Raw genomic sequence first — 17560 nt, forward strand, 5'->3', positions numbered from 1 at the left:
GGGAGCGGGCTTGCTCGCGAAGCTTTTGATCTTCTGTCAGGCAACCTGATTCAGATCGTTATTGCGCGTTTCCTTCAGGCACAGCACAGCAATCAGGCTGAGCACCGCTGCCGCCGACACATAGCCGCCGACATAACTCAAACCACCCATTGCCACCAGTTTCTGCGCGAAGAACGGAGCCGCCGAGGCGCCGACGATCCCGCCGAGGTTGTAAGCGGCCGATGCGCCGGTATAGCGCACGTGGGTCGGAAACAGTTCCGGCAGCAGCGCGCCCATCGGGGCAAACGTCACGCCCATCAGGAACAGCTCGATGCACAGGAACAGCGCCACGCCCCAGGTCGAACCTTGCGTCAGCAGCGGCTCCATCAGGAATCCGGACAGAATCGCCAGTACACCGCCGACGATCAGCACCGGTTTGCGCCCGTAACGGTCGCTGGCCCAAGCGGACAACGGCGTTGCGGCGGCCATGAACAGCACGGCAAAACACAGCAGTCCAAGAAACGTTTCACGGCTATAGCCGAGGGTGGACACGCCGTAGCTCAGGGAAAACACCGTCGAGATATAAAACAGCGCATAGCACACCACCATGGCCGCTGCGCCAAGCAGGGTTGGCGCCCAGTATTGGCTGAACAGCTCGACCAGCGGCACTTTCACCCGTTCCTGACGAGCAATGGCGTTGGCGAATACTGGCGTTTCATGGAGCTTGAGGCGCACGTACAGGCCGACCATCACCAGTGCCGCGCTGAGCAGAAACGGAATCCGCCAGCCCCAACTGCGGAACTGCTCGTCGTCGAGGGTCATGGCCAGGGTCAGGAACAGGCCATTGGCTGCAAGAAAGCCGATTGACGGGCCAAGCTGCGGGAACATGCCGAACCACGCCCGTTTGCCCTTGGGCGCATTCTCCGTGGCCAGCAATGCCGCGCCACCCCATTCGCCACCCAATCCCAAACCCTGACCGAAACGCAGCACACACAACAAAATCGGTGCCCAGGCGCCAATGCTGGCGTAACCCGGCAGCACGCCGATCAGCGTGGTGCACACGCCCATCAGCAAGAGCGAGGCGACCAGTGTCGACTTGCGCCCGATACGGTCACCGAAGTGGCCGAACAAGGCCGAACCCAGCGGTCGGGCGAGGAAGGCGATGCCGAAGGTGAGAAACGCCGAAAGCATCTGCGCGGTGCCGGACGTCTGCGGAAAGAACACCGGCCCGATCACCAGTGCAGCGGCGGTAGCGTAAACGTAGAAGTCGTAGAACTCGATGGCGGTGCCGATGAAACTCGCTGTCGCCACGCGGGTGGCGGAGTTGGTCGGCTGGGCAGGCGCGGTGGCGCTGTAAGCGGTACTGGTCGTCATGCGGTGATCCCTGACAGTCATGAGCTCCGTTGGAGCGAATTATTATGGTTGAACACCCAGGGATGTGGGATGAGACGCGAGCGCTGTTTCGAGTAGGAACAGTCGTCGGGGTGGTGCGGAAAATTACCGAAACCGTTGGCGTGCGGGGTAAGCACAGGGCTCGGCGGCGCTTGGGTAAGCGGCTCGATTATAGGAAGGGGGCTAACAATCAAACAAGAGCAAAAGATCGCAGCGGATTGACGTCGATTGATCTTCCTGTGGCGAGGGAGCTTGCTCCCGCTGGGTTGCGAAGCGACCCCAACACATTTACGGCCGTTGCGCGCCCGAGCGGGAGCAAGCTCCCTCGCCACAAAAGCGCCTAAACCTTGGCGGGCACCGCGCTCGTATGCCAGATCAGCACCTTGCTCACCCGGTTGTCCTCGGTCTCGAGAATCTCCAGCCGATAACGCCCGATCTTCAGACACACCGCGCTGTCCGGAATGGTCTCCAGCGCTTCGGTCACCAGACCGTTGAGGGTTTTCGGGCCGTCGCTCGGCAAATGCCAGCCCAGGCATTTGTTCAACTCGCGGATCGACGCAGTGCCGTCGATCACCATGCGCCCGTCGGGCTGCGGATGGATGTGCGGGTTGTCGAGGCTGTGCTCGCTTTCGAATTCGCCGACGATTTCTTCGAGAATGTCTTCCAGAGTGACGATGCCCAGCACTTCGCCGTACTCGTCCACCACCATGCCCAAGCGGCGCTGCTGCTTGTGGAAGTTCAGCAGTTGCAGTTGCAGCGGGGTGCTTTCCGGAACGAAGTACGGCTCGTAGCTGGCGGCCAGCAGCGCTTCGCGGGTCAGCTGGCCATCGTTGAGCAGATGGCGGATCTGCCGGGTGTTGAGCACCGCTTCGACCTGGTTGATGTCGCTGTGGAACACCGGCAGGCGCGTGCGCTTGTTGTGGCGCAGTTGTTCGATGATCTCTTCGATCGAGTCGTCGAGGTTGATGCCGTCGACATCGCTGCGTGGCACCAGAATGTCGTTGACCGTGATGTTGTCCAGCGCATGGATGCCTGAGACCGGGTGGGTGCGAGACGGGTGTTCCGGATCGTTATCAGGGTCGGCAGGTTCTTCGTCTTCACTTTGCTGCACCACCTGGGGTTTGCGCGCGAAGGGACGCAGCAGCAGACCGCTGATGCGGCTCAGCAGCCAGGCCAGCGGGTAAAGAATCTTCAGCGGAACGGCCAGCAGGGTATTGCCGAACGACAGCACTGCATCCGGATAGCGCTGGGCCACGCTGCGCGGAAAGTAGTCGGCAAACACCAGCAATACGGCACCCGCACCGAGGCAGGCGGCCCACGGGCCGTTCTCTTCGCAGAGGAAGATCGCCAGCAGCGTGGCAATGATTACCGCGAGGGCGCGGCACAGGGTGTTGCACAGGATCAGACTGTCGAGCGGGAAGCTCAGCTTCGCCAGCGGTTTATCGCTGGCGCGCGAGGCGGTGCGTTGCGCGAGCAAGTGCTGCTGCGCGATTTCGACGGCGGTAAACAGCCCCGACCATAAAATCAGCAGGACAAATACCGCGAGCATCGGCCCTATGGGCAAACCGTCCATTTATGCCGCCCGTCAGATGTGCAGGATGTATTCACGAACCAGTTTGCTGCCGAAATACGCCAACATCAGCAGGCAGAAACCGGCGAGGGTCCAGCGAATCGCCTTGTGGCCACGCCAGCCGAGGCGATTGCGGCCCCACAGCAGCACGCTGAACACGATCCAGGCCAAGCACGCCAGCAAGGTCTTGTGCACCAGATGCTGGGCGAACAGGTTCTCGACGAACAGCCAGCCGGAGATCAGCGACAGCGACAGCAGCGTCCAGCCGGCCCAGAGGAAGCCGAACAACAGGCTTTCCATGGTTTGCAGCGGCGGGAAGTTCTTGATCAGGCCCGACGGGTGCTTGTGCTTGAGCTGGTGATCCTGCACCAGCAGCAACAAGGCCTGGAACACCGCGATGGTGAACATGCCGTAGGCGAGGATCGACAGCAGGATGTGGGCGAGGATGCCCGGCTCTTCGTCAATGATCTGTACCGTACCGGCCGGGGCGAACTGCGCCAGCAGCACCGTCGCCGCGCCGAGCGGGAACAGCAGCACCAAGAGGTTTTCCACCGGGATCCGCGAGCAGGCCAGTAGCGTCAGGGCGATGACAGCCGCGGCGATCAGACTGGCGGCGCTGAAGAAGTCCAGGCCCAGGCCGATCGGCGTCAGCAGGTGAGTGAGCAGGCTGGCGCTGTGGGCGAGCACGGCGAGGATGCCGAGCGTAACCAGCAGGCGCTTGTTCGCCTTGGCGCCGGAGGCCAGGCGGGTGCCCTGATAAAGGGTCGCAGCGGCATAAAGAAGCGCGGCGGCGATGGTAGTCAGCAAACTGGGTGACAAGGGGAGCATAAATCCTGTTAGGCAGGCCCGAAAGGCGCTGAGTTTGGCATAGAACCGCCACACCACGAAAGTGCGAGGTGTCCGCCCGACGCAGTCTTCGCTATAATCCGCGACCTGCCCACGCCGCAGGCTCGCCGAGCACATGTTGAATCCGGTCTGGGCCGCCATTATCCCGGTCTACACAGGGCCTGAAAGGATCGCGCAATGTTTGAAAACTTAACCGACCGTCTCTCGCAGACGCTGCGCCATGTCACCGGCAAGGCGAAGCTGACTGAAGACAATATCAAAGACACCCTGCGCGAAGTGCGCATGGCGTTGCTCGAGGCCGACGTCGCCCTGCCGGTGGTCAAGGACTTCGTCAATTCGGTCAAGGAGCGCGCTGTCGGCACCGAGGTGTCGCGCAGCCTGACGCCGGGCCAGGCCTTCGTGAAGATCGTCCAGGCCGAACTCGAAAGCCTGATGGGCGCGGCCAACGAAGACTTGAACCTGAGCGCCGTGCCGCCCGCCGTCATTCTGATGGCCGGTCTGCAGGGGGCCGGTAAAACCACCACCGCCGGCAAACTCGCGCGCTTCCTTAAAGAACGCAAGAAGAAGTCGGTGATGGTCGTGTCGGCGGACATTTACCGTCCGGCTGCTATCAAGCAGCTGGAAACCCTGGCCAACGACATCGGCGTGACGTTCTTCCCGTCCGACCTGAGCCAGAAGCCTGTCGACATCGCCAATGCGGCTATTAAAGAAGCAAAACTGAAATTCATCGACGTGGTCATCGTCGACACCGCCGGTCGTCTGCACATCGATGAAGAGATGATGGGCGAGATCAAGGCGCTGCACGCCGCGATCAACCCGGTCGAAACCCTGTTCGTGGTTGACGCCATGACCGGTCAGGACGCGGCCAACACGGCCAAGGCCTTCGGTGATGCGCTGCCGCTGACCGGTGTGATACTGACCAAGGTCGACGGCGATGCCCGTGGCGGTGCCGCGCTGTCGGTACGCGCGATCACCGGCAAGCCGATCAAGTTCATCGGTATGGGCGAGAAGAGCGAAGCGCTCGATCCGTTCCACCCTGAGCGCATCGCTTCGCGGATCCTGGGCATGGGCGACGTGCTCAGCCTGATCGAACAGGCTGAAGCGACCCTCGACAAGGACAAGGCCGACAAACTGGCCAAGAAGCTGAAGAAGGGCAAGGGCTTCGACCTCGAAGACTTCCGCGATCAGCTGCAACAGATGAAGAACATGGGCGGCCTCGGCGGCCTCATGGACAAGCTGCCGAGCATCGGCGGCGTCAACCTGTCGCAAATGGGCAATGCCCAGAACGCGGCAGAGAAGCAGTTCAAGCAGATGGAAGCCATCATCAACTCCATGACCCCGGCCGAGCGCCGCGACCCTGAGCTGATCAGCGGTTCGCGCAAGCGCCGGATCGCCATGGGTTCCGGCACTCAGGTGCAGGACATCGGTCGCTTGATCAAGCAGCACAAGCAGATGCAGAAGATGATGAAGAAATTCACCGCCAAAGGCGGCATGGCGAAAATGATGCGCGGCATGGGCGGTATGTTGCCCGGCGGCGGCATGCCGAAAATGTGATTCAGGACACCAAGACTTCGCCGGTCGTCGCACCGGCGCAGACCCTGCAAGGACGCAGGATCAACAGCAAACCCGCACTCGGCGGGAGCTGACTGGCCGTTTTCATCGACGGCTCTATATGCAAATCCGCACGGCATGCCATAGGCGCCGGAAAAAGTCATTTGCAAAAGTCCGGATATTCCTTAGAATATGCGGCCTTTCGGGCACCCATGCCCGCTGTGCATTTAGATTTGCAGCACCGACTACAGGAACGATGTTCACATGCTAACAATCCGTCTTGCCCTTGGCGGCTCCAAAAAGCGCCCGTTTTACCACCTGACCGTAACCGACTCGCGTAACCCGCGTGACGGCTCCCACAAAGAACAGGTTGGCTTCTTCAACCCTGTTGCCCGTGGTCAGGAAATCCGTCTGTCCGTGAACCAAGAGCGCGTAGCCTACTGGCTGAGCGTTGGTGCACAGCCATCTGAGCGTGTTGCTCAGTTGCTGAAGGAATCTGCCAAGGCTGCAGCCTGAGCAGTATGAGCGCGACGCCAGAAAAAGCTGATGACCTGATCGTTGTCGGCAAGATTTTTTCGGTTCACGGCGTTCGCGGCGAGGTGAAGGTCTTTTCCTTTACCGATCCGATTGAAAACCTGTTGGACTACCGCAACTGGACGCTTCGGCGCGAAGGCGTGGTGAAACAGGTCGAGCTGGTCAGCGGCCGATCCACTCAAAAGGATCTGGTTGCCAAGCTCAAAGGCCTCGACGATCGCGATGAAGCCCGTCTTCTGAGCGGTTATGAGATTTGCATCTCGCGAAGCCTTTTGCCCAACCTGACAGGCGACGAGTACTACTGGTACCAGTTGCAGGGTCTGAGCGTCATCAACCAGGACGAGCAATTGTTCGGCAAGGTTGATCACCTGTTGGAGACCGGCGCGAACGATGTATTGGTGGTCAAGCCCTGCGCGGGCAGCCTGGATGATCGCGAGCGGTTGTTGCCCTATACGGAGCAATGCGTGCTGGCAATCGACCTGGATGCAGGCGTGATGCGGGTGGAATGGGACGCGGACTTCTAAGCAATGGCCAGCCTGCGCGTAGACGTCATTACGCTGTTCCCCGAGATGTTCTCGGCCATCAGTGAGTACGGCATTACCAGTCGTGCGGTCAAACAGGGGCTGTTGCAGCTGACCTGTTGGAATCCGCGGGATTACACGACGGATCGGCATCACACTGTGGACGATCGCCCGTTTGGCGGTGGTCCGGGCATGGTGATGAAGATCAAGCCCCTGGAAGATGCTCTGGTTCAGGCCAAGGCAGCAGCCGGGGAGGCGGCGAAGGTGATTTACCTGTCCCCCCAAGGCCGTCAACTGACTCAGTCGGCGGTACGCGAGTTGGCAAAATCGGATGCATTGATCCTGATTGCCGGCCGCTATGAAGGCATTGACGAGCGCTTTATTGAGGCTCATGTCGATGAAGAGTGGTCGATTGGTGACTATGTACTGTCTGGCGGCGAGCTGCCGGCCATGGTCATGATCGATGCGGTTACACGACTGCTGCCCGGAGCTTTAGGGCATGCGGATTCCGCTGAGGAAGATTCCTTTACGGATGGTCTGCTGGATTGCCCGCACTACACCCGACCTGAGGTGTATGCGGATCAGCGTGTTCCCGACGTGTTGCTAAGTGGCAATCACGCGCATATCCGGCGTTGGCGTTTACAGCAGTCCCTTGGTAGGACCTATGAACGACGCGCCGATCTTCTGGAAAGCCGCTCGCTTTCTGGAGAAGAGAAGAAGCTGCTCGAGGAATACATCCGCGAGCGGGACGATAGTTAACAACGTATCGATGGTAGATCAGTTGATTTACCTTAGGAGCACAGCATGACCAACAAAATCATCCTTGCACTCGAAGCAGAGCAGATGACCAAAGAAATCCCTACCTTTGCCCCAGGCGACACCATTGTCGTTCAGGTGAAAGTGAAGGAAGGCGATCGTTCCCGTCTGCAAGCGTTCGAAGGCGTTGTCATCGCCAAGCGTAACCGCGGCGTGAACAGTGCGTTCACCGTTCGTAAAATCTCCAACGGTGTTGGCGTAGAACGTACTTTCCAGACCTACTCCCCGCAGATCGACAGCATGGCTGTTAAACGTCGCGGTGACGTACGTAAAGCCAAGCTGTACTACCTGCGCGACCTGTCGGGTAAAGCAGCTCGCATCAAGGAAAAACTGGCTTAAGTCCAGCTTCCGATGCAGAAAAAAGCAGCCTACGGGCTGCTTTTTTGTTGCCTGCAATTTATCCACAGCATTTTTGTTTCAGGCCAGAACCATGACCACCCGTGACCAGGAAATCGAACGCCGCACCGAACTCTCGGTGACCCGCGTGACCAAAGCCGTCTTCCCGCCGACCACCAACCACCACAACACCCTGTTCGGCGGCACCGCGCTGGCGTGGATGGATGAAGTGTCGTTCATCACCGCTACGCGTTTCTGCCGTTTGCCGCTGGTGACCGTGTCCACCGACCGCATCGACTTCAATCACGCGATCCCGGCCGGCTCCATCGTCGAACTGGTGGGCAGGGTGATCAAAGTGGGTAACACCAGCCTCAAGGTCGAGGTGGAAGTATTTGTTGAGAGCATGAGTTGCGATGGCCGCGAGAAGGCGATCCATGGGCAATTCAGCTTTGTGGCCATCGACGATGACAAGCGGCCGGTGCCGGTGCTGCCCGGATTTCCTGCCTGATCCGGAACCGAGTCGCGGCCTTCGCGAGCAAGCCCGCTCCCACAGGTTTTGTGTCGTCTACAACGTTTATGTACGACACGGACACTGTGGGAGCGGGCTTGCTCGCGAATTCGTCAGATCAGGCGCCGCTGCTCTCAGGCTGGATCAACGCCAGCAACGTCCACCCGGATCCCGGTTTCAAAGCAGTCTCCGGCGTCACCACATGCACCCAGCCACTGTCATCGCGCATGAACAGCAGCGTCGCCCGATTGCCATGCAATGCCTGGTAATCCTCCCAACCGAAACCGTCCGTCAGCGTCGTGCTGTACACCTCGGCGCCGTTGCTGATCAGGCTGGCCAGCTTGGCGTAGGTCAGCGCCTCGCTCCCCAGCTGATTGCCGCGATGTTCCAGGCTTGCCCGATGCTTGTCACTGCGACGACTTTCCTGACCACTGGCCAGACCAAACAGGCGTTGATGACCAAAGTCGTGTCGAAAACGCATCGCCGCCAGGGTGTTCAGTTCGCCCGACGGCGATAGCGCCAGCAGATGCCCCAGCCCGACCAGATCCAGATGCGCATCGGCATGCTGCGAAGCCGGGTTACCAAAGTACGTCGGCAAACCCTCCATGCGCGCCGCACGAATATTCTCCCAGCTCGAATCGGTCAACAGTACGCGGCTGCCCAGTTGCTGCAATGACTTGCCCAGCAACCGCGCCGGGCCGTTGGCGCCGACGATCAGGAAGCCGCTCGGCGCCGGTTCAGCGACGTTCAGCAAGCGTGCAAGTGGCCGAGCGGTTGCGCTTTGCAGCACCACGGTGCCGATGATCACCGCGAAAGTCAGCGGCACCAGCAGCAGCGCACCTTCGTGCCCGGCTTGATCCAGACGAATCGCGAAAATCGCCGACACCGCCGCCGCCACGATCCCGCGCGGGGCGATCCAGCACAGCAGGGCGCGTTCACGCCAGCTCAGGCTGGAGCCGGCAGTGCTCAACAGCACGTTCAGCGGGCGCGCGATCAGTTGAATCACCAGCAGCAGAATCAGCACCAACGGCCCGAGGCCGATCAAAGCATGCAGGTCCAGCCGCGCCGCCAGCAGAATGAACAACCCGGAAATCAGCAGCACGCTGAGGTTTTCCTTGAAGTGCAGGATGTGCCGCACATCCACGCCCTTCATGTTCGCCAGCCACATGCCCATCAGCGTCACCGCGAGCAGGCCGGACTCGTGCATCACCTGGTTGGATGCAATGAAGATCCCCAACACCGCCGCCAGCGAGGCGAGGTTATGCAGGTATTCCGGCAACCACTGGCGCCGGATGATGGTGCCCAGCACCCAGCCGCCGACCACCCCGAATACGCTGCCGCAGACAATCACGCCGCCGAAGGTCAACAGGCTCTGTTCGAGGCCGTTGCCCTCGGAGCGGGCGATGATGAAGCTGTAGACCACCACCGCGAGCAGGGCGCCGATCGGGTCGATGACGATGCCTTCCCAGCGCAGGATGTTGGCGATCGAGGCTTTCGGCCGCACCACCCGCAGCATCGGCACGATCACCGTCGGGCCGGTCACCAGCGTCAGGCTGCCGAACAGGATCGCCAGCAGCCAGTCGAAGCCGAGCAAAAAATGGGTGGCGACGGCAATCACCACCCAGGTCGTGAACGCGCCGATTGTCACCAGCCGATGCACGACGCTGCCGATCTCGCGCCATTCCGACAGGTGCAGGGTCAGACTGCCCTCAAACAGGATCAACGCTACCGCCAGCGACACCAGCGGCATCAGCAACGGGCCGAACATTTCCTGCGGGTCGAGCCAGCCCAGCACCGGCCCGGCGAGAATCCCGGTCAGCAACAGAAACAGAATCGCCGGCAGCTTCAGGCGCCACGCCAGCCACTGGCAACCCAACGCAGCGACGCCGATCCCGCCAAATGCCAGGAGAATTTGCTGCTCGTTCATTGAAGCTCCCTGTTCCTTGAAATTGCGGGCTATGAAAGACTAGCGGCCATTCCTACAGTTCACTCTACATTTGCGCACAGCCCCGGAGGTTGTGTGCCTTGAGCGCCCATGCCTGCCATCGACCATCCACTGATTGACCAATTCCTCGACGCCCTGTGGCTGGAAAAAGGCCTGTCCGACAACACCCGTGGCGCCTACCGCAGCGATCTGGCGCTGTTCAACGGCTGGCTGCAAGAGAAAAACCTCGAGCTGATCAATGCCGGTCGTGAGTTGATCCTCGATCACCTGTCCTGGCGCCTGGAGCAGAACTACAAGCCGCGTTCCACCGCCAGATTTCTTTCCGGTGTGCGTGGTTTTTATCGCTATCTGCTGCGAGAAAAGCTGATTACGGTCGATCCGACCTTGCGCGTCGACATGCCGCAACTCGGTCGGCCTTTACCCAAATCATTGTCGGAAGCCGACGTCGAAGCGCTGCTCAAGGCGCCGGATCTGAGCGAAGCCATCGGCCAGCGTGACCGCGCCATGCTTGAGGTGCTGTACGCCTGTGGTCTGCGCGTGACCGAACTGGTCAGCCTGACGCTGGAGCAGGTCAACCTGCGTCAGGGCGTGCTGCGGGTGATGGGCAAGGGCAGCAAGGAGCGCCTGGTGCCGATGGGCGAGGAGGCGATTGTCTGGGTCGAGCGCTATATGCGCGATGGTCGCAGCGAGCTGCTCGGCGGGCGCCCCAGCGATGTACTGTTCCCCAGCCAGCGCGGCGAGCAAATGACCCGTCAGACCTTCTGGCACCGGATCAAGCATTGGGCCAAGGTCGCCGGGATCGGCAAATCGCTGTCGCCGCACACCTTGCGTCACGCCTTCGCCACGCACCTGCTCAACCACGGCGCCGATCTGCGGGTGGTGCAGATGTTGCTCGGGCACAGTGATCTGTCGACCACGCAGATCTACACCCATGTGGCCCGCGCGCGCTTGCAGGACCTCCATGCCAAACACCACCCAAGAGGCTGATGCAACCTTCAATGTTGGAGTCATTACCTGTGGCGAGGGGATTCATCCCCGACGGGCTGCGCAGCAGCCCCAAAAACTTTGCGTTCAATAAAATTCCAAAGTATCCATTTACGACCGCAGCGCCTGCATCGGGGATAAATCCCCTCACCACAATAATGTGTGCCAGTCAGCCTTGAGTGTCTTGTGTCAGGCGCATTCGGCCATGCGAGCCTTATGTGGTAGGCTTTGCCGGTTTGCACGATGGACGGTTATGACCCGGTGTTCCGGCACGGGCGTTCTGACCGTTTCATTTGTCCGCCTTCAGGAGTTCTCATGCGTCTGACCCAGATTTTCGCCGCCGCAGCCATTGCGTTGGTCAGCACCTTTGCCGTCGCCGATGACGCGGCCGACAAAGCCATTCGTCAAAGCCTGGAAAAACTCGAACTCGAGGTTCCGGTAGAAAGCATCAGCGCCAGCCCGTTGCCGGGCATGTATGAAGTCAAGCTCAAGGGCAGCCGCGTGCTGTACGCCAGCGCCGACGGCCAATACATCGTTCAGGGCTACCTGTTCCAGCTCAAGGACGGCAAACCGGTCAACCTGACCGAGAAGACCGAACGCCTGGGCATCTCCAAACTGATCAATGCCATTCCAGTGGCCGAAACCGTGGTTTACCCAGCCGTGGGCGAGACCAAATCGCACATCACCGTGTTCACCGACACCACCTGCCCGTACTGCCACAAGCTGCACGCCGAAGTGCCTGAGCTGAACAAGCGCGGCATCGAAGTGCGCTACGTGGCGTTCCCGCGTCAGGGCCTCGGCTCGCCGGGTGACGAGCAGTTGCAAGCCGTGTGGTGCTCGACCGACAAGAAAGCCGCCATGGACAAAATGGTCGATGGTAAGGAAATCAAGGCCGCCAAGTGCGCGAACCCGGTTTCCAAACAGTTCGCTTTGGGTCAGTCGATTGGCGTGAACGGCACACCGGCTATCGTTTTGGCCGACGGACAGGTCATTCCGGGCTACCAGCCGGCGCCACAAGTCGCCAAACTGGCGCTGGGCGCCAAGTAATTCGCATCGTCACGGTCCGCCGTTGACGATCATGGTCCGGCAGCAACATCGCCGGGCCATTAATAGAGAGCCGCGAACACGCGGTTGTTTTCCGGCCGACCTTGCGTCGGCCGTTTCATGGGGAGTTCACAGTGAATCCGGTCAAAGTAGGCATCTGTGGGTTAGGGACCGTCGGTGGCGGTACCTTCAACGTACTTCAGCGCAACGCCGAGGAAATTGCTCGTCGTGCCGGGCGTGGGATCGAAGTGGCACAAATTGCCATGCGCACGCCAAAGCCTCAGTTCCAGACGACCGGTATTGCGATTACCAACGATGTCTTCGAAGTGGCCACGAACCCTGAGATCGACATCGTCATAGAGCTGATGGGCGGCTACACCGTTGCCCGCGAGCTGGTACTCAAGGCCATCGAGAATGGCAAGCATGTGGTCACCGCGAACAAGGCACTGATCGCCGTTCACGGTAATGAGATTTTCGCCAAGGCACGCGAGAAAGGCGTGATCGTGGCGTTCGAAGCGGCCGTGGCCGGTGGCATTCCGGTGATCAAGGCGATCCGTGAAGGCCTGTCCGCCAACCGCATCAACTGGGTCGCCGGGATCATCAACGGCACCGGTAACTTCATCCTCACCGAAATGCGCGAGAAGGGTCGCACCTTCGAAGACGTGCTGGCCGAAGCGCAAGCGCTGGGCTACGCCGAAGCCGATCCGACCTTCGACGTCGAAGGCATCGACGCCGCGCACAAACTGACGATTCTGGCTTCCATCGCGTTCGGCATTCCGCTGCAATTCGACAAGGCCTACACCGAAGGCATCACCAAGCTGACCACCGCTGACGTGAACTACGCCGAAGCGCTGGGCTACCGCATCAAGCACCTCGGTGTGGCGCGCAGCACCGCTGCCGGTATCGAGCTGCGCGTACACCCGACGCTGATCCCGGCCGATCGTCTGATCGCCAACGTCAACGGCGTGATGAACGCCGTGATGGTCAACGGTGACGCTGCCGGTTCGACGCTGTTCTACGGCGCCGGTGCCGGCATGGAGCCGACCGCTTCGTCGGTGATCGCCGACCTGGTGGACGTGGTTCGCGCCATGACGTCCGATCCGGAAAACCGCGTGCCGCACCTGGCCTTCCAGCCGGACTCGCTGTCGGCGCACCCGATCCTGCCGATCGAAGCCTGCGAAAGCGCCTACTACCTGCGCATCCAGGCCAAGGACCATCCGGGCGTACTGGCTCAGGTGGCGAGCATCCTCTCGGAGCGCGGCATCAACATCGAGTCGATCATGCAGAAGGAAGTCGAGGAACACGACGGTCTGGTACCGATGATCCTGCTGACCCACCGCGTGGTCGAGCAGCGTATCAACGATGCGATCGCTGCCCTCGAAGCCCTGGCCGGCGTGAATGGTCCGGTTGTACGGATCCGCGTCGAGCACCTGAACTAAGTCGTTGTCCTGCAATGGCCCCGTGAAAGGGGCCACTGTTGTGCACACTCTCCATTGGAGTCAGTCATGCGTTACATCAGTACCCGCGGCCAGGCACCGGCCCTGAATTTCGAAGACGTCCTGCTGGCCGGTCTGGCCACTGACGGCGGTCTGTACGTCCCGGAAAACCTGCCACGTTTCACCCAGGAAGAAATCGCTTCCTGGGCCGGCCTGCCGTATCACGAGCTGGCCTTCCGCGTGATGCGCCCGTTTGTCACCGGCAGCATTCCTGACGCCGATTTCAAAAAGATCCTCGAAGAAACCTACGGTGTGTTCTCGCACAGCGCCGTTGCGCCGCTGCGTCAGCTCAACGGCAACGAGTGGGTGCTCGAGCTGTTCCACGGCCCGACCCTGGCGTTCAAGGACTTCGCCCTGCAACTGCTCGGTCGTCTGCTCGATTACGTGCTGGAAAAGCGCGGCGAGCGCGTGGTCATCGTCGGTGCCACCTCGGGTGACACCGGTTCGGCCGCCATCGAAGGCTGCAAGCACTGCGAAAACGTCGACATCTTCATCCTGCACCCGCACAACCGCGTGTCCGAAGTGCAGCGTCGGCAGATGACGACGATTGTCGGCGAGAACATCCACAACATCGCCATCGAAGGCAACTTCGATGACTGCCAGGAAATGGTCAAGAACAGCTTCGCCGACCAGAGCTTCCTCAAGGGCACGCGTCTGGTGGCGGTGAACTCGATCAACTGGGCGCGGATCATGGCCCAGATCGTCTACTACTTCCACGCAGCCCTGCAGTTGGGCGGCCCGGCGCGTTCGGTGGCGTTCTCGGTGCCGACCGGCAACTTCGGCGACATCTTCGCCGGTTACCTGGCGCGCAACATGGGCCTGCCGATCAACCAGTTGATCGTCGCGACCAACCGCAACGACATCCTGCACCGCTTCATGAGCGGCAACCAGTACGTCAAGGAAACCCTGCACGCCACGCTGTCGCCGTCGATGGACATCATGGTTTCGTCGAACTTCGAACGCCTGCTGTTCGACCTGCACGGTCGTAACGGCGCGGCGATTGCCGGGCTGATGGATTCGTTCAAGCAGGGCGGTGGTTTCAGCGTCGAGCAAGAGCGCTGGACCGAAGCCCGCAAGCTGTTCGACTCGCTGGCCGTGGATGACGCGCAAACCTGCGAAACCATCGCCGAAGTCTACGCGCAATGCGGCGAAGTGCTGGACCCGCACACCGCCATCGGCGTCAAGGCCGCGCGCGAATGCCGCCGCAGCCTGGACATCCCGATGGTGATCCTGGGTACCGCACATCCGGTGAAATTCCCGGATGCCGTGGAGAAAGCGGGTGTAGGAAAAGCTCTCGAACTGCCTGCACATCTTTCTGATTTGTTTGAGCGAAACGAGCGCTGCACCGTTCTGCCAAACGAGCTGAAAGCCGTACAGGCCTTTGTCAGCCAGCACGGCAACCGCGGCAAGCCGCTGTAAGCCGAAAAAGCTGTCACATTTTGAAGCCCGTCTCCTGACGGGCTTTTTTGTTTCTGCTGCCACACTGCTCGGGTTTTCGCCCATGAAGGACGGGTGAGTCGATCACGAAGGAAGTGGCAATGCTGTTTGAAAGAGGATGGAAACACGCCCTGAAGCGGGTTTTTCTGTTGTGCCTGTTGGTTGGCTGGCGCGTGGGCGTTGCGGCGCATCTGGCGCATGATGAAGAGCAGTTGAACATCGGCACCGTTGTGCTGAGTGAAGCCGAGCGGCAATGGGTTCGCGATAACCCGACGGTGATCGTGGCGGCGGAGCAGTACCCGTTGTACCTGTTTCTGGATGAGCATGGTCATTGGAGCGGCTTGAACAATGATGTGCTCAAACGCATCAGCGCCATGACCGGGTTGCAATTCGTTTACCGGGAGTCGTTTTCCACCGCGCAGATGCTCGAACGCCTGGAAACCGGTGCCGCAGACATGAGCACGACCCTGGCGATGAATGATGAGCGCCGGTTGAGCCTGGATTTCAGTCATGCCTTTGGCGGTGCCGGCTGGGTATTTGTCGGCCGCGCCAGCGAGCCTGGAGTGCAATCGCTGGAGCAGTTGGCCAAACGGGTGCTGGTGTTGCCGGGTCGGCATGCGCTGGAGGGGGTGATCCGACGCGATTATCCGTCCATCGAATTACGTTCGGTGAAAACCTATGCCGAGGCACGGGCGCTGGTCGAAAGCGGTGAGGCCTATGCCACCATCGAAAACGAAATCGGTGCGCAGCTCTATCCCTCGGGATTGCTGAAGGTTGGCGAATTGCTGGAGGGAAAATGGGAGGCAGATCTTCTGGCCGTGCGCAAGGGTCAGCCGCAATTGCTGAGCATCCTGAACAAGGCGCTTGAAGCGTTCCCGGCTTCCGAACTGCGGGCCATTCGCCTGAACTGGCTGGGCGGCATCGGGCCGAAACCAGCTGCTGCGGGCTGGCAACACTGGTCGCGTTTGGGCTACTGGGGTGTGTGTGTGGTGGGGGCTTTTTGTGGGTTGTCGCTGTTATGGCATCGGCGAATGGCGGCGCTGATCAAACAGCATCGAGACGTACAAAGCCAACTCGGTGATCAATTGGTCTTCCAGCGCGCGCTGATAGACGCCATGCCTTACCCGGTGTTCGTTCGCGACCTGGAAGGGCGTCTGATCCTCTGTAACAAAAGCTACGAAGAGGCGTTGTCGATCCGCTTTGAGCAGGTGCAGGGGTGTCGCTTGATCGACGTCGATGCCCTGCCGCGTGCCACCGCCGGCATGCTGCATGAGGAGTTCATGATTCAGCTGAGAACCCGCCGAACCCGCTTCAGCAGACGTCGCCTGCAATTCAAGCAGGGTAATCGCGACATCTATCAATGGACGGTGCCGTTTTACTGCGCCAGTGGGGAGTTGCGAGGCTTGCTCGGCGGGTGGACGGACATCACCCGGCGTGATGCGGCAACGACGGGACATCCGCATTGATATAGGGAAATTTCCTATATCACGCGCTTCCTTTTCCGATGGGGGACTGAAGGAGGCTGCCCTAAAGTGGGCAGCAACTGCGGACGAGTCCGCGATTGCCGTTTCAGAGGTCGTCCATGCGCTCGCTCAAAGTACTGATTCTCGAACCCGATCCTTATCGAATGATGGCGTTGCACCAGATGCTCAATGCGTTCGGTATCTATGACGTACTCACGGCGCCATCGCTGGCCTCGGCACGTTGCTCGCTGGAGCGTCGCACCCGGGTCGACATTGCGATCTGCGATCCGCAGTTGAAAGGCGGGGAAGGCCTGGCGCTGATCCACCATCTGGCGGCCGAAGGGGAGGCCAATGCGCTCATTCTACTGGGGCGTGTAGCGCCGGGCTTGCTGAGCGATCTCGAAAGCCTGCTGCAAACACACGAGGTGATGCTGCTGGGGCGCCTGCAAACGCCGGTTTCGGCCGTGCTGATGCGCGGGCTGCTGGACAGCTACCTGCAAGCGGCAGCCCATCCGGCGGGGGCTTGAGCCGACGGTTATGTTTCTGTCATCTTCACCGTGCATGCTCTGACAGACCGCTAACTGCTCCGGGAGCAGCGCGGTATTCAGAACTTTCTTCTCGGGCCGGTGGTCATTTATTGTGAACACGCCCCAGGCACAATGTTTTCGGACTATTGAGTGGAGATCGAGATGGAAAGTATCAGTCTATTGCTCGGTGAGGCTCTGAGCCCGTATCAGGTGACGTTGACTCCGTGTGGCGCCCATGGCGAATGCCTGGTGACGCTGAAGAACAGCAACGGCGCCCTCGTGGTGGAGCGCGAATTCAATCAGGCGCAGTTGACCGACAAACGCCTTCTGACAGATGTGGTTGACGGTTTGCACCGTGACGTCCTGATCGCCGAAGGGCGGCTGGAGCCCTGTGTGATCGCGGCCTTGCGCAATGCGGCGCTGGATAAGCGTGCGGCCCTGTAAAGATGAAATATTTTTTGTGGGAACCTTCCTGCATCCCCGTCAGTCAGACCCCATAACAGCAGGATCAAGCATTGTGCTCCGGTGCTTGTCGCTTGCTGCTACGGGTCTTTAAGCAGACCGCGTTTAACCCCGAGTTGTCTCCCCACTGCTCGGGGTTTCTTTTTGCC

General features: G+C 60.4%; 17 protein-coding genes. 13 read left to right on the plus strand and 4 right to left on the minus strand.

All coding sequences use genetic code 11. The annotated features are described in order from the left end of the window. Positions 1–36: 36 nt before the first annotated feature. The 3 genes from KCG87_RS23200 to ccsA all read right to left on the minus strand — a co-directional run bounded on the left by KCG87_RS23200 (position 37) and on the right by ccsA (position 3769). Entirely contained in the window at positions 37–1353 is a 1317-nt protein-coding gene (locus KCG87_RS23200) for an MFS transporter (protein WP_098967376.1), read from the minus strand. A 358-nt stretch (positions 1354–1711) separates the two neighbouring features. Continuing rightward, the gene (locus KCG87_RS23205; RefSeq protein ID WP_134785508.1) at positions 1712–2944 is read right to left on the minus strand and encodes a transporter associated domain-containing protein; all 1233 of its coding nucleotides are present in this window, start codon (positions 2942–2944) and stop codon (positions 1712–1714) included. A gap of 12 nt (positions 2945–2956) precedes the next feature. Further along, positions 2957–3769: a cytochrome c biogenesis protein CcsA gene (ccsA, locus tag KCG87_RS23210; protein ID WP_027610969.1), complete on the minus strand. Its 813-nt coding sequence runs from the start codon at positions 3767–3769 to the stop codon at positions 2957–2959. 195 nt (positions 3770–3964) lie between these two features. Here ccsA and ffh point away from each other — a divergent pair, with 195 nt between their 5' ends. The 6 genes from ffh (at position 3965) to KCG87_RS23240 (ending at position 8053) form a co-directional block, all read left to right on the plus strand. Then, positions 3965–5341 carry a signal recognition particle protein gene (gene ffh / locus KCG87_RS23215; protein ID WP_007967791.1) on the plus strand — a complete coding sequence of 459 codons (1377 nt, stop codon included), beginning with the start codon at positions 3965–3967 and terminating at the stop codon, positions 5339–5341. A 261-nt stretch (positions 5342–5602) separates the two neighbouring features. Beyond that, positions 5603–5854, plus strand: coding sequence for a 30S ribosomal protein S16 (gene rpsP, locus KCG87_RS23220; RefSeq protein ID WP_003185073.1), 252 nt, complete (start codon positions 5603–5605; stop codon positions 5852–5854). 5 nt (positions 5855–5859) lie between these two features. Then, positions 5860–6396, plus strand: a complete 537-nt coding sequence (rimM, locus tag KCG87_RS23225; protein WP_003221979.1) for a ribosome maturation factor RimM — start codon at positions 5860–5862, stop codon at positions 6394–6396. Positions 6397–6399: 3 nt separating this feature from the next. Continuing rightward, positions 6400–7152, plus strand: coding sequence for a tRNA (guanosine(37)-N1)-methyltransferase TrmD (trmD, locus tag KCG87_RS23230; RefSeq protein ID WP_003221981.1), 753 nt, complete (start codon positions 6400–6402; stop codon positions 7150–7152). Positions 7153–7197: 45 nt separating this feature from the next. Next, a complete protein-coding gene (gene rplS, locus KCG87_RS23235; RefSeq protein WP_003175895.1) occupies positions 7198–7548 on the plus strand; it encodes a 50S ribosomal protein L19 in 351 nt (116 codons plus the stop codon). Between the two features lie 91 nt (positions 7549–7639). Further along, a complete protein-coding gene (locus KCG87_RS23240; protein ID WP_098967381.1) occupies positions 7640–8053 on the plus strand; it encodes an acyl-CoA thioesterase in 414 nt (137 codons plus the stop codon). A 118-nt stretch (positions 8054–8171) separates the two neighbouring features. Here the strand turns inward: KCG87_RS23240 and KCG87_RS23245 are convergent, their stop codons facing one another. Then, on the minus strand, positions 8172–9980 hold the full coding sequence (locus tag KCG87_RS23245; protein WP_098967382.1) for a sodium:proton antiporter: 1809 nt from the start codon (positions 9978–9980) through the stop codon (positions 8172–8174). A gap of 108 nt (positions 9981–10088) precedes the next feature. Between KCG87_RS23245 and xerD the strand changes: the two genes are divergently transcribed. The 7 genes from xerD (at position 10089) to KCG87_RS23280 (ending at position 17393) form a co-directional block, all read left to right on the plus strand. After that, positions 10089–10985, plus strand: coding sequence for a site-specific tyrosine recombinase XerD (gene xerD, locus KCG87_RS23250; RefSeq protein WP_007967784.1), 897 nt, complete (start codon positions 10089–10091; stop codon positions 10983–10985). 312 nt (positions 10986–11297) lie between these two features. Further along, complete coding sequence (gene dsbC / locus KCG87_RS23255) at positions 11298–12029, plus strand: bifunctional protein-disulfide isomerase/oxidoreductase DsbC (RefSeq protein WP_007967782.1); 732 nt, start codon at positions 11298–11300, stop codon at positions 12027–12029. Positions 12030–12160: 131 nt separating this feature from the next. Further along, entirely contained in the window at positions 12161–13465 is a 1305-nt protein-coding gene (locus KCG87_RS23260; protein WP_007908972.1) for a homoserine dehydrogenase, read from the plus strand. A 66-nt stretch (positions 13466–13531) separates the two neighbouring features. Then, on the plus strand, positions 13532–14941 hold the full coding sequence (gene thrC / locus KCG87_RS23265) for a threonine synthase (RefSeq protein WP_027610971.1): 1410 nt from the start codon (positions 13532–13534) through the stop codon (positions 14939–14941). A gap of 119 nt (positions 14942–15060) precedes the next feature. Beyond that, positions 15061–16425, plus strand: coding sequence for a transporter substrate-binding domain-containing protein (locus KCG87_RS23270; RefSeq protein WP_210558951.1), 1365 nt, complete (start codon positions 15061–15063; stop codon positions 16423–16425). A 116-nt stretch (positions 16426–16541) separates the two neighbouring features. Then, positions 16542–16949: a DNA-binding protein gene (locus KCG87_RS23275; protein WP_204894964.1), complete on the plus strand. Its 408-nt coding sequence runs from the start codon at positions 16542–16544 to the stop codon at positions 16947–16949. 162 nt (positions 16950–17111) lie between these two features. Next, positions 17112–17393, plus strand: coding sequence for a DUF3509 domain-containing protein (locus KCG87_RS23280; RefSeq protein WP_041063178.1), 282 nt, complete (start codon positions 17112–17114; stop codon positions 17391–17393). Positions 17394–17560 lie beyond the last annotated feature (167 nt).

Source organism: Pseudomonas sp. MWU347, from assembly GCF_017947305.1.
Classification (GTDB): Bacteria; Pseudomonadota; Gammaproteobacteria; order Pseudomonadales; family Pseudomonadaceae; genus Aquipseudomonas; species Aquipseudomonas putida_A.